This is a genomic window from Nonomuraea mangrovi (genome assembly GCF_042681425.1).
In the GTDB taxonomy this organism is placed as follows: Bacteria; Actinomycetota; Actinomycetes; order Streptosporangiales; family Streptosporangiaceae; genus Nonomuraea; species Nonomuraea mangrovi.
In genome coordinates, this window is sequence record NZ_JBHUFV010000046.1 from 1 (window position 1) to 11,202 (window position 11,202).

The 11,202-nt window shown below is 69.3% G+C and carries 11 protein-coding genes; 6 read left to right on the forward strand and 5 right to left on the reverse strand.

What is annotated here, in order from left to right:
• Both ACFSKW_RS29495 and ACFSKW_RS29500 read right to left on the reverse strand, forming a co-directional pair.
• A partial coding sequence (locus tag ACFSKW_RS29495) for an Hsp70 family protein (RefSeq protein WP_379575732.1) occupies window positions 1-363 on the reverse strand: 363 nt, incomplete at its 3' end.
• Window positions 364-385: 22 nt separating this feature from the next.
• The gene (locus tag ACFSKW_RS29500; RefSeq protein WP_379575733.1) at window positions 386-853 is read right to left on the reverse strand and encodes a YflT domain-containing protein; all 468 of its coding nucleotides are present in this window, start codon (window positions 851-853) and stop codon (window positions 386-388) included.
• Between the two features lie 316 nt (window positions 854-1,169).
• Here ACFSKW_RS29500 and ACFSKW_RS29505 point away from each other — a divergent pair, with 316 nt between their 5' ends.
• From ACFSKW_RS29505 to ACFSKW_RS29520, 4 genes are all read left to right on the forward strand, one after another.
• Complete coding sequence (locus ACFSKW_RS29505; RefSeq protein WP_379575734.1) at window positions 1,170-3,920, forward strand: helix-turn-helix transcriptional regulator; 2,751 nt, start codon at window positions 1,170-1,172, stop codon at window positions 3,918-3,920.
• Window positions 3,921-4,228: 308 nt separating this feature from the next.
• Window positions 4,229-5,014 (forward strand): SigB/SigF/SigG family RNA polymerase sigma factor, encoded by a 786-nt coding sequence (locus tag ACFSKW_RS29510; protein ID WP_379575735.1) that lies wholly within the window; start codon window positions 4,229-4,231, stop codon window positions 5,012-5,014.
• Between the two features lie 234 nt (window positions 5,015-5,248).
• The gene (ctaD, locus tag ACFSKW_RS29515) at window positions 5,249-6,952 is read left to right on the forward strand and encodes an aa3-type cytochrome oxidase subunit I (RefSeq protein ID WP_379575736.1); all 1,704 of its coding nucleotides are present in this window, start codon (window positions 5,249-5,251) and stop codon (window positions 6,950-6,952) included.
• Window positions 6,953-6,986: 34 nt separating this feature from the next.
• On the forward strand, window positions 6,987-7,211 hold the full coding sequence (locus tag ACFSKW_RS29520; RefSeq protein ID WP_379575737.1) for a DUF3040 domain-containing protein: 225 nt from the start codon (window positions 6,987-6,989) through the stop codon (window positions 7,209-7,211).
• A 9-nt stretch (window positions 7,212-7,220) separates the two neighbouring features.
• On the opposite strand, the gene ACFSKW_RS29525 is transcribed toward ACFSKW_RS29520, so the two are convergent.
• The 3 genes from ACFSKW_RS29525 to ACFSKW_RS29535 form a co-directional block, all read right to left on the reverse strand.
• Window positions 7,221-8,138 carry an LLM class F420-dependent oxidoreductase gene (locus tag ACFSKW_RS29525; RefSeq protein WP_379575738.1) on the reverse strand — a complete coding sequence of 306 codons (918 nt, stop codon included), beginning with the start codon at window positions 8,136-8,138 and terminating at the stop codon, window positions 7,221-7,223.
• Window positions 8,139-8,353: 215 nt separating this feature from the next.
• Window positions 8,354-8,809, reverse strand: a complete 456-nt coding sequence (locus ACFSKW_RS29530) for a cupin domain-containing protein (protein WP_379575739.1) — start codon at window positions 8,807-8,809, stop codon at window positions 8,354-8,356.
• 308 nt (window positions 8,810-9,117) lie between these two features.
• On the reverse strand, window positions 9,118-9,750 hold the full coding sequence (locus ACFSKW_RS29535; protein ID WP_379575740.1) for a TetR/AcrR family transcriptional regulator: 633 nt from the start codon (window positions 9,748-9,750) through the stop codon (window positions 9,118-9,120).
• Window positions 9,751-9,805: 55 nt separating this feature from the next.
• Here ACFSKW_RS29535 and ACFSKW_RS29540 point away from each other — a divergent pair, with 55 nt between their 5' ends.
• Together ACFSKW_RS29540 and ACFSKW_RS29545 are read left to right on the forward strand one after the other, a co-directional pair.
• The gene (locus tag ACFSKW_RS29540; RefSeq protein WP_379575741.1) at window positions 9,806-10,309 is read left to right on the forward strand and encodes a hypothetical protein; all 504 of its coding nucleotides are present in this window, start codon (window positions 9,806-9,808) and stop codon (window positions 10,307-10,309) included.
• Between the two features lie 202 nt (window positions 10,310-10,511).
• Complete coding sequence (locus ACFSKW_RS29545; protein WP_379575742.1) at window positions 10,512-11,174, forward strand: AIM24 family protein; 663 nt, start codon at window positions 10,512-10,514, stop codon at window positions 11,172-11,174.
• The last annotated feature ends 28 nt before the right edge of the window (window positions 11,175-11,202 follow it).

Below are 11,202 nucleotides of genomic sequence, written 5' to 3' on the forward strand. Positions count from 1 at the left end.
GAGCTTGCGGATCACCAGCGCGGAGATCTCCTCCGGCGTGTACTGCTTGCCGCGGATCTCGAAGCGGGCCTCGCCGTTCGGGCCGGGCACGACATCGAACGAGACGGCGGTCTGCTCGCTCGTCACCTCGTCGAAGCGCCGGCCCATGAAGCGTTTGGCTGAGTAGATCGTCCCCTTGGGGTTGAGGATGGCCTGCCGTCTGGCCAGCTGTCCGACCAGGCGTTCGCCCTGGTCGGTGAAGGCCACCACTGAGGGAGTCGTGCGCGATCCCTCGGTGTTGGGAATGACGGTGGGTTGCCCGCCCTCCATCGCGGCGATCACTGAGTTCGTCGTACCGAGATCGATGCCGACTGCCTTGGCCATCGGAGTGTCCCCTCGTTGTCTTCTAGATCGGGCGGATCTGGAGCAGCTCCCGCGCGCGTTCGGCGTGTGCCGGGGCGACGAGCACCTCGTACCTGTCAGCGATCAGCTGGCTGCTGGCGACGAAGTCCCTGTGTCCGCCGGTGAACAGGTGCGAGATGAAGCCGAACACGGCGCCGGCGATCGCCCCCCAGATCAGGCCCCAGACGATCAGGGCGAGCAGTGAGACCCTCACCGCGAAGATCGCGAAGAACAACCCGACCAGCAGGCCGAACCAGGCGCCGGACAGTGCTCCGAGCCCGGCCGCCTTGAGGGCGGTCATGCGTCCGAGCACCTTCTCCATCAGCTTGAGGCCGCTGCCGACGATGGCGACCTCCTGCACGGGAAAGCGCTCGTCGGACAGGCGGTCGACCGCCTTCTGGGCTTCGAGGTAGCTGTCATAGCCGGCCACGGGCACGTAGCTCGCGACCACCGAGTCAGATGATGCGGCCATCGCTCATCCCGAGATCTTGATGTGCCTGGGCCTCGCGGTCCTCGAACGCGCGAGGCAGCGAGACGCGGCAGGGGCCTTGGTCGCCTCTGCGGTTCTGAAGCAGTCCCATTGCCGGACCTCCTTCTGACGAATAGGGCCCACACCTTCGAGGCTTGCTCCGGACGGCTGACTTGACATCCTCAATTCGGGTAGTCCTTAGGGGCGATATGGGGGTTCGCCGACGGGGACTACCTGGATGGGGGTTGTGCGAGCGGTGCGCATATGCTGCTCGCAGTCGTTTCGTTATCCGCAGGGGGGACGCTCTTCGGAGTGACGGATGCGTGGACGTGAGCGCGAATGGCGCGCTGTTCTTGGACTCTTCCGAGCGGCGAGGCCGGGAGCCGGTGGGGTGCTCCTCCTCGACGGAACCTCAGGCGCGGGCAAGAGCGCCCTTCTGGCCGAGGCCGCCGACACGGCCTCCGCATGGGGATTCTCGCTCGCCGTGGGCCGGGCCGAGATGCTCGGCCGGCTCGTTCCGATGGCGCCGCTGCTGTCGGCGTTCAACGAGTCGTTGACGAATGCCATGGACAGGCCGGTCGTGCTCCTCGAGCGGTTGCGGGGCCGAGCCGAAGTGTTGGCGTCCGTCCACCCCGTGGCCGTGGTCCTCGACGACCTCCACTGGGCCGACCCCGCCACCCTCATGGCGCTGAGGACCCTTCAGCCGCAGCTGTCCGCCCACCCTCTCGTCTGGTTGCTCGCCAGGAACACCGACTTCCGCGGAGCGGAGGCCGAGCAGCTGTTCGCCCTCATGGAGGCGGAGGGCGCCACGCGGATCGAGCTCGGCCCGCTGCCCACCGACGCCGTGGCCGCGCTGGTCGCCGACTTCCTTCCCGCGCCTCCCGGTCGTGAGGTGATGGAGCTGGTGGCGGGAGCCGAAGGCAATCCTCTCCTTCTGACCGAGCTCCTGGCCGGGCTGTGCGACGAGGGCGTGGTCCACGTCGCGGGCGGGCAGTCCCGGCTGATCTCTGAGCGACTTCCGCAACGGCTCAAACGGGCCGTGGGGCGGCGCCTCGAACGACTGAGCGGCCAGGCGCGCCAGGTGGTCGAGACCGCCGCCGTGCTCGGAGGCTCCTTCCTGCCCGAGGACGTCGCAGAGGTTCTCGGCAGGACGCCGGCCGCAATCCTGCCCGCCCTGCAGGAGGCCATGGTCGCCGACGTCCTCGCCGACGCCCCCGACTTCCTCTTCTTCCGGCACGATCTCGTGAGGAAAGCCGTCGTCGACGGACTGCCTCCACCACTACGCCAAGCCCTGCACCACCAGATCGGCGGGATCCTCCTGGACCGCCGCGGCTCCGCCATGGAGGCCGCTCATCTGCGGGTCGACGCCCAGGATCCCGGCAGGAGCACCCTCGCCCGGCTGGGCCAGGTGGTGGACGAACTCCGCGCCGAGACCCCGGAGGCCGCGGCCGCCGCCGGCGGGCGCGCCATGAAGCTGCTCACCGGTGACTCTGCGAGTCGCCACACCCTCACACTCGACGTCGCCCGGGCCATGACGGAGGCCGGGCGGCTGACGGAGGCCGTCGAGCTGATCACCGAGGCCCTGGACCGGGACCCCTCCCCGGCGGACGCCGCCCGCTTGCGCTGCGCGCTGTCGGCCGCGAGCCTCCTCGCAGGCGAGACGGCGCACGCGGTGACCGAGGCCGAGAAGGCACTGGCGACACCCGACCTGCCCGACGCCGTACGGGACCAGGCCAGGCTGGTGCTGCTCCAGGCTTCTGCCGAACAGGAGGACATCGAGCCCGCCGTACGGCAGGCCGCGTCGATCCTCGAAGACGTGGACGGCCACGCCGACGCCGTCGTGGTCGCCGCCTTGACCGTCATGTCGGTCGCGAGCTGGAACGAGGGCAGGCTCGACGACGGGATCCGCCTGGCTCGCGAGGCCGTACGGCGGGCGGGCGAAGGGTCGATGGCGGCGCGCCGTACCCATCCGGGGCTGGCTCTGGTGTCGATGCTCCTCGACGCCGGCTGCCTGGACGAGGCGGAGACAGAAGTGCGCGCGGCGCGCGAGGAGGTGGAGGCGCTCGGGCACACCGCCTGGGCGGCGGGCCCCGCGCTTCTGCGCGCCCGTTGCGAGCTGGCCGGACACCGCCTGGCCGCGGTGGTGTCGGCGGCGGAAGCGGGTCTGGTCGTCGCCGACGCGCTGGGCACCCATCTGTTCACGTCACTGGGCATGGCGGTGCTCGGAGCGGCCGCGTTGCGCCGCGGAGATCTGCAGGCGGCGGCGGCCCTCGTGGAGGGTGAGCGCGCGGAACTGTCCCCCTACGCCGCGGCACACGGGCGGGTACGCTGCCTCCTGCTCGCCGCGCAGGTCGCTGAGGCGCTGGGACGTCCACGCCGGGCCATGGCGCTGATCGCCGAACTCCGCCCCATGATCGAGCGGCGCCGCTCCGTCCTCATCGTCGATCCGAGCATCGCGGCGTGGCTGGTCCGGCTGGCGTTGAGCGAGGGCGATCGGGCGCGGGCCGAGACGTTCACCGCGGCGATCAACGCGCTGGCCGACGACAACCCGGACTTCGCCGTCGTGGTGGCCGCGGCGGCTCACGCCCGCGGCCTGCTCGACGGCGACATGGCGGCTCTGGGCGTCGCCGTCGCCCACGCCGCGGACGCCTACGCGCGGGCGTCGGCCAGAGAGGATCTCGGGGCGGCACTCGCGCTGACAGGCGAGTGCGACCAGGCGATCAGCAGCTTCAACAAGGCGCTCGCCGAGTACGAGGCGACGGGAGCGGTCCGAGACAGCGCGCGGGTGCGTCGCCGGCTGCGCAGGCTGGGCGTACGGCACCGGCACTGGACGCGAGGCGGGGGCGCGACGCTCGGATGGGCGAGCCTGACCGACACGCAGCGCGCCGTCGCCCGCCTCGTCGCGCAGGGGCTGACCAACCGCCAGGCCGCTGACCAGATGTTCATCAGCATGCATACCGTCGCGTTCCACCTGCGCCAGATCTTCAGGAAGCTGGATGTCAGCTCCCGCGTCGACCTGACCCGCTTCATCGTCGAAGAAGATCATCTGCGCGACCGGTCGCCGATCTAGCGCAGATCGTACGGGCGCCTACCGGATCCGCGCGTACGTCACCGAGGAGGAAGGCGAGCCGTTCCCGAGGCTGCACGGCGCGGCCGACGACGAGCGGCCGGGGCAAGGGCCGAAGGTGACGCCGTGCCCGGTCCCGGCGGCAGGAATGGGCACCCCCAGAGAAAGTGACTTATCGCCATAAAAGGTGGAATAACTCCGCCGAAGGGGAATGTGGCAGGTGAGGTCCAGCAGCGGCCTTCGCGTCGGATCAGGCGTGCTACCGGCTGAAATGTCCCGCGCGGCGGCCGCCTGCAAGCTAAGGATCAGAGATGGTCGTCCAGGACACCACGTTCGAAGACATGACCGCCGAAGAACTCCTGGCTGCCATGGCGCACCCGGAGACATCCCCGCTCCGCCGGGAGCGGCTGCGTGAACACATCGTGCGCATGCACAGCCGGCTGGCCATGAAGATCGCTCGCCGCTACCGTAACCGCGGCGAACCCTTGGAGGATCTTGTCCAGGCCGCCTACGTCGGCCTGATGAAGGCCATCAACGGCTACAACGCCGGCCTCGGCCACGACTTCGGGGGATATGCGGTCATCACCATGATGGGTGAGGTCAAACGGCATTTCCGTGACCGTACCTGGGCCATCAGGGTGCCGCGCGTCTACCAGGAGCGCCGCTCGGAACTCAACCGGCTCATCGCCGACCTGAGTCAGACCCTGCAGCGCTCGCCCACCGTGGCCGAGCTGGCCGCCAAGATGCGGCTGTCGGAGGAGGACGTCCTGCTCACCCTCGACGCCGCGACCGCCTACAGCACCTTCTCCCTCGACGCGCCCCTCACCGGCGACGAGGACACCTGCCTCGGCGACCTCATCCCCGACCGGGACGACTCGCTCGAGGTGTTGATCGACACGCAGGCCGTCAAACCGCTCATCGACGCCCTGCCGCCCCGCGAGCGGACCATCCTGCTCCTGCGCTTCTACGGCAACCTGACCCAGGAGGAGATCGCTGCGGAGTGCGGCATCTCGCAGATGCACGTCTCCCGCATGCTGCGCGACATACTCGGCAGGCTGCGAGCCGGGCTCTGCGCGGAAAGCCCGCTCACGGGATGAGCGCGGGCTTTCGTCTCCCCGGACCTTCGACGTGTGGTCGCGCCGGATCCGTTACGGCGACGGCGCGTCGGTCCAGCACTCGGCGCGTTGTCGGCTCGGCGGACATTTCGACCATAACGCATATGGCCTGCTAGACGGGGGTAAAGCGGTCCATGTGGCCTGCGCCGGGGGAGGGCAGGCCGTACTCATCCGGCAGTCATGACACCCGCCACGGTGGCGGAGGGGGAGTGTCCGATGACCATTCACAAGCCACCCGAAGACGAGCCCCTCACATCACCACTCGCTCCGGCCGCGCGTCGGCGCAAGGGAGAGGTGATCGCCAACTGGCTGTCGACGACCGATCACAAGGTCATCGGCTACATGTACCTGATCGCCTCGTTCATCTTCTTCGCCCTGGCCGGTGTGATGGCACTGATCATCCGTGGCGAGCTCGTCCAACCGGGGCTGCAACTGGTCACCGCCCACCAGTACAACCAACTGTTCACGATGCACGGCACGATCATGATGCTGCTGTTCGCCACCCCCCTTTTCGCCGGGTTCGCCAACGTCATCATGCCGCTCCAGATCGGCGCGCCCGACGTCGCCTTCCCCCGCCTGAACGCGGTCAGCCTCTGGCTGTTCCTGTTCGGCGGCCTGATCGCCTTCAGCGGATTCGTCGTCACCGGAGGCGCCGCCGACTTCGGGTGGTTCGCCTACACGCCGCTGTCGGACGTCACCTACAGCCCGACTCCTGGCGGCGACCTGTGGATCATGGGCCTGGCGCTGTCGGGGCTCGGCACGATCCTCGGTTCGGTCAACTTCTTCACCACGATCATCTGCATGCGCGCGCCGGGCATGACGATGTTCAGGATGCCGATCTTCACCTGGAACGTGCTGCTGACCAGCATGCTCGTGCTGATGGCCTTCCCCGTGCTGGCCGCCGCGCTGCTCGCGCTGGAGGCCGACCGCAAGTTCGGCACCCACGTCTACGACCCTGCCAACGGCGGGCCGCTGCTGTGGCAGCACCTGTTCTGGTTCTTCGGCCACCCCGAGGTCTACATCATCGCGCTGCCGTTCTTCGGCATCATCACCGAGGTCCTTCCTGTCTTCAGCAGGAAACCGGTCTTCGGCTACGTCGGGCTGGTCGGGGCGACGATCGCCATCTCCGGGCTGTCGATGGCCGTGTGGGCGCACCACATGTTCCCGACCGGCCAGGTGCTGCTGCCGTTCTTCTCGTTCATGACCTTCCTCATCGCCGTGCCCACCGGCGTGAAGTTCTTCAACTGGATCGGCACCATGTGGCGGGGGCACCTGAGCTTCGAGACGCCCATGCTGTTCGCGGTCGGGTTCCTTCTCACGTTCCTGCTCGGCGGGCTGACCGGGGTCATCCTGGGCTCGCCGCCGCTGGACTTCCAGGTCACCGACAGCTACTTCGTCGTCGCGCACTTCCACTACGTGGTGTTCGGCACCGTCGTGTTCGCCATGTTCGCCGGCTTCTACTTCTGGTGGCCGAAAATGACCGGCCGTATGCTGAACGAGCGACTCGGCAAGTGGCACTTCTGGACGCTGTTCATCGGCTTCCACACCACGTTCCTCGTCCAGCACTGGCTGGGGGCGATCGGCATGCCGCGACGGTATGCGGACTACAGCGCCGCCGACGGTTTCACCACGCTCCACCAGATCTCCTCGGCGGGCGCGTTCCTGCTCGGCGCCTCGACGCTGCCGTTCCTCTACAACGTCTGGTGGGCCGCTCGACGGGCGCCCCGGGTCACCGCGGACGACCCCTGGGGGTTCGGCAACTCCCTCGAGTGGGCCACCTCCTGCCCGCCACCCCGGCACAACTTCAAGAGAATTCCCGCCATCCGGTCCGAACGGCCCGCCTTCGACCTGCACTACCCGCAAGTGGCCATCGGCCCCCAAGCCCACGACAGGGCAGGCGTGGAGAGAGGCCAACCGTGAAGCCCGAACGGGTCACCTGATCCGGAGGTCGCTCATGGAACTCACCAGACGAGAGCGCCAGATGCTGGTCGAGATCGAGAAGGGGTTGATGCGGCGGGACCGGGCCCTCGCGCGCCGGTTCGGCGCGCTGGGCGCGGTCGAGTCGAGGCTGGGCCCCCAACGCTTCGCGTGTCAGGTCAGTCTGCTCGAGATAGTCGTCGTCCTCGTGGTGGCGGTCATGGCCGTCATCCTGCCGGTGCTCGTGATCCTCGGAGCCTGACCCCTGGGGTCAGCTGGAGACGACGTCGCTGCGGGCCAGGGTGCGCAGGTCCTCCAGCATGCGCTCGGGGGTGTCGGCGAGGGCCTGGACGCAGACATGGTCCGCGCCCGCGTCGAGATGGCCTCGAACCCGCTCGATGATCGTCTCGGGGTCACCCCACGCCACGATGGCATCGACCAGCTCATCGCTGCCGCCGTCGGCGAGGTGCCGGTCATCCCAGCCCAGATCGCGCAGGTTGTTGGTGTAGTTCGGCAGGCCGAGGTAGAGCGACATGAAACGGCGGGCGGTCTGCCGCGCCCGATCCGGGTCGGTGTCGAGCACGACCGTCTGCTCCGGCGCCAGCACAGGATCGGGGCCGAGAACGGCGCGCGCTCGCGCCGTGTGCTCGACGGTGACGAAATAGGGGTGTGCGCCGTGGGTGCGTTGCCCGGCCAGTTCCAGCATCCTCGGTCGCAGGGCGGCCAGCATCCGCGGAGCCGGTTCCGGCAGCGGGCCCTCGTACTCCGTGGCGTCCATGGCGTCCAGGTAGGCGCGCATCGCCGACACCGGTCTGCGGTAGTCGTGGCCTCTCGCCGACACGGTGGGCGCGTGGCTCACGCCCAGGCCGAACACGAACCGGCCGTCGAACGCCTCCTCGAGAGCGTTGGCCCCGTTCGTGGCGGCGACGGGGTCGCGGGCCCAGATGTTGGCGATACCGGTAGCGATCATCAGCTGTTGTGTTGCGCCCAGCAGGATCGCCGCATGGGCCAGCGCCTCCTTGCCCTTCGGACTCTCACCGACCCACAGCGTCCCGAAACCCAGGCCCTCCATCTCGGCGGCGGCCTCCCGCTCGAACGAGGCCGGCGCCCCGCTCAGCGTGCTCGCCCAGACCCCCACCCGGCCCAGACGCCGCTTCAGCTCCGCCGCGTCGATGCTGCCATCAGGCATCGCGATCCACCCCGTTCTTGTCACCTGTCGTCGCAGGTCACTGGACTCGCCCCTGTTCACGATAGGCACAGCATCGCCGGGGCGGGTTAATGCCCGATTCATGGCTTGCCGTGATCCTGGAGATCCGGTGCGCGGTCCGCGCACGCCCCTGGCCGCCGACCGGGATGCGGCCCGGGCGCGCCTCCGGCGTGCCGGTGCGTGGAGGGGGCCGGGTGTCAGCGTGGTGGCTCCGCATCGGACGGCCGAGGGGCCCGGCGCTCTCGGCGCTGGGCGAGCTCCTCGGCGTCCACGAGGGTGAGCATCGGCTGGCCGGGTTCGCACAGCATGGTGACGGTGAACCGGAGCGGGACGTCGTCGCGGTTGTTGCCGTCCTGGTAGTGGATGACGTCGACGCCCGGCTCCCAGAACGCCTCACCTGCGCGGACGACCCGCTCCGGCTCGCCTTCCAGCTCCAGCAGCATCTCGCCTTCCATCACGTAGCCGAACGCCGGGCCTGAGTGCCGGTGCGGCGGCGTGCCCGGATCGCCGGGCGGGAACTCGATGACCACGGTCATCACGTGCGCGCCCGCCGGGATGAAGGGCGGTTCGGCCTCCTGCAGCAGTGTGAGCGCCGTCTGCCACGCGGTCGACCTGGGCTTCTGCTCGTTTCCGGTCGGATCGGTGCCTGGCATGGACGTACCTCCGTGACGAATCGGTGATGGTGGGGCCGGGCCGGTGCCGCCGACCACCACGATCTCCATGACGAACCTTCCTGTCCTCGGGGTGTCGGTCGCCTCCGGTCACCAGCGAAGACAGGGCGGCCCTCCGGCCTGTGACAGTCCTGGCGAAGTTCTTCCCGGTCGTCGGCCCACCTGGCCGAGCTATCACATACCGGGACACCGTCCTGTCCTTTCTTGGTACTGGAGGACCGGACTCTCTCGAGGACGGGGGCCGGATTCGTCCGGTTACCGGGCCGGCTCCCCAACCGTGCGCCCGGCGGTCATGGGGCGGAGGCCGTGCCCTTCGCCCCCGCCATGCGGACGCCGCTGAGCAGTTGTCGAATCGCCTGGGAGTACTCGTCCCTGACCCGGCGCTTGTCCGCTTCGGGCGCTTCGGCGAGCGCCATCCCCGCGGCGCCGAGGATGTGGAAGGTGATGCGGGTCATCGGCTCGACGGGCAGCGGCGGCAGATCTCCGCTGTCCACGAGCGCCCTGACGAGGTGCTCGATCAGCCCGTACGCGTACTTCTCTTCGCACTCCTTCCAGCGCCGCCACCCCATCGCGATGGGCGCCTCCTGCCAGACCACACGCCCGTAGTCCGGCTCGCAGCAATGGTCGAGGAACCGCTCGGTGGCCGCCATCGCCGCCTGCCAGGGGTCGGCCGCCTGCGCGCTGGACTCGATGACCTGGTGGATCATGTCGGTCTCCAGCGCCTCGACCACCGCCTCGAACAGCGCGGTCTTGTTCGCGAAGTGGTGATAGACCGCGCCACGGCTGGCCTGGATGTCGGCCGCGACGTCCTCAAGCGCCGTCCCGGCGAAGCCGTGCTCGGCGAAGCGACGTCTGGCCGCTTCGAGGAGGGCGGACCTGGTCGCCTCCGCGTACTGCTCGCGCCGGCGCTTGACAGATGACATGCGTTGAGCATACGACATACACTGTGTATGTGACCGACACGGAGTAGGTGAGACGATGTCGTGGGATCGGGTGCGCCGCCGCCATCAACTGGTCCATGCCGTCCTGGACGACATCGCCGCGACAGGGAAGCCGGAGGTTCCGTCCGGACTGGCGGGGGAAGTCGTCGCCGAGTTCGGTGGATTCGCGGAGTTCCTGTGCGACGTTCAGCGCCGCTGGTACCGGTCCTTCGACGCCCGTCTCGACGCCCTGCTCGAGGAGTCGTCGAAGGACATGCGGGACGCCGTGGTCCGGACGTGGCACGAGCTCGCCGCCGCCATGCCGTCCGCCAGGTTCCTGCTGGACGAGCATGACGGCCATCCGGCCCTGGCCGAGCTGGACGAGCATCACCGGCGCGTGCTGCACGCCGCGACCGGCGTCGACCTGGACCTGGTGCGGTCCGCGCGGCCGTCCGTACGCGCCCCCGCCGCACCGTGGCGTTGGGCATGGCCGCCGTCCGTCGCCCCGAGGCGGCCGCCGTACGGGCCCTTCCGCCGGATGAGCAGGCGCACGAGCTGGTGATCACGACCGGCCGTCCGCTTCGGTCGCCGCCGTACTCGGACGGCGCCCCGGGGCGTCGATCCCGGCGGCGGCGTCGTGCCACAGCAGGGTGGCCGGGAGGCCTTCGAGGGTAAGGCCGAGAATGACGCCTGCCCGTCAGGAACCCGGGCCCCGGCCCGTTCGTCATCACCCTTGTCGACCACATCCGCCGAAAGGGGCCCTCATGCGCAGCGCGCTCTTCGGAAACCTGGACACCCAGGTACCCGCCAACTTCGCCCTGCAGAATGCCAAGATGCTGCGCGTTCAGCTGCCCCACGACGTGCTCGCCAGGCAGGGCTCGATGGTCGCCTTCCAGGGCCAGATGGACTTCGACTACGAGGGGGCGGGCGGGGTCGGGAAGCTGTTCAAGAAGATGGTGACCGGCGAGGGCGCGCCGCTCATGCGCGTCAGGGGTCAGGGCCTGCTGTTCCTGGCCGACAACGCCGACGACATCCATCTGTTCTACCTCGAGAACGACGCCCTCACCGTCAACGGCCGCAACCTCCTGGCCTTCGACGCCTCGCTCACCTGGGACATCAAGCGCGTGCAGGGGGCGGGCGTCGCCGCAGGCGGGCTGTTCAACATGACGGTCAAGGGCACCGGCTGGGTCGCGGTCACCGCCCACGGCACTCCCGTGCTCCTCGACACCGCGCAGATGCCGACCTTCGCCGACGGTCAGTCCGCCGTGTGCTGGAGCGCCGACCTGAACGTGGGCGTCAACCGTACGATGAAGGCCGGAGCACTGATCGGCCGCGGCAGCGGCGAGGCCATGCAGCTCGCCTTCCACGGGCAGGGATTCGTGCTGGTCCAGGCGAGCGAGGGCCCGCCGGTGGTCCAGGCGAAGTAGCGCGAGGCCGCGCGGTCCAGGCGACGTG

Excerpts from the sequence above, each read along its gene's own strand:
- ACFSKW_RS29500 (WP_379575733.1), bottom strand. The coding sequence starts at position 853 with ATGGCCGCATCATCTGACTCGGTGGTCGCGAGCTACGTGCCCGTGGCC.
- ACFSKW_RS29505 (WP_379575734.1), top strand. The coding sequence starts at position 1,170 with ATGCGTGGACGTGAGCGCGAATGGCGCGCTGTTCTTGGACTCTTCCGA.
- ACFSKW_RS29530 (WP_379575739.1), bottom strand. The coding sequence starts at position 8,809 with ATGCCAGGCACCGATCCGACCGGAAACGAGCAGAAGCCCAGGTCGACC.
- ACFSKW_RS29510 (WP_379575735.1), top strand. The coding sequence starts at position 4,229 with ATGGTCGTCCAGGACACCACGTTCGAAGACATGACCGCCGAAGAACTC.
- ctaD (WP_379575736.1), top strand. The coding sequence starts at position 5,249 with ATGACCATTCACAAGCCACCCGAAGACGAGCCCCTCACATCACCACTC.
- ACFSKW_RS29545 (WP_379575742.1), top strand. The coding sequence starts at position 10,512 with ATGCGCAGCGCGCTCTTCGGAAACCTGGACACCCAGGTACCCGCCAAC.
- ACFSKW_RS29520 (WP_379575737.1), top strand. The coding sequence starts at position 6,987 with ATGGAACTCACCAGACGAGAGCGCCAGATGCTGGTCGAGATCGAGAAG.
- ACFSKW_RS29535 (WP_379575740.1), bottom strand. The coding sequence starts at position 9,750 with ATGTCATCTGTCAAGCGCCGGCGCGAGCAGTACGCGGAGGCGACCAGG.
- ACFSKW_RS29525 (WP_379575738.1), bottom strand. The coding sequence starts at position 8,138 with ATGCCTGATGGCAGCATCGACGCGGCGGAGCTGAAGCGGCGTCTGGGC.
- ACFSKW_RS29540 (WP_379575741.1), top strand. The coding sequence starts at position 9,806 with ATGTCGTGGGATCGGGTGCGCCGCCGCCATCAACTGGTCCATGCCGTC.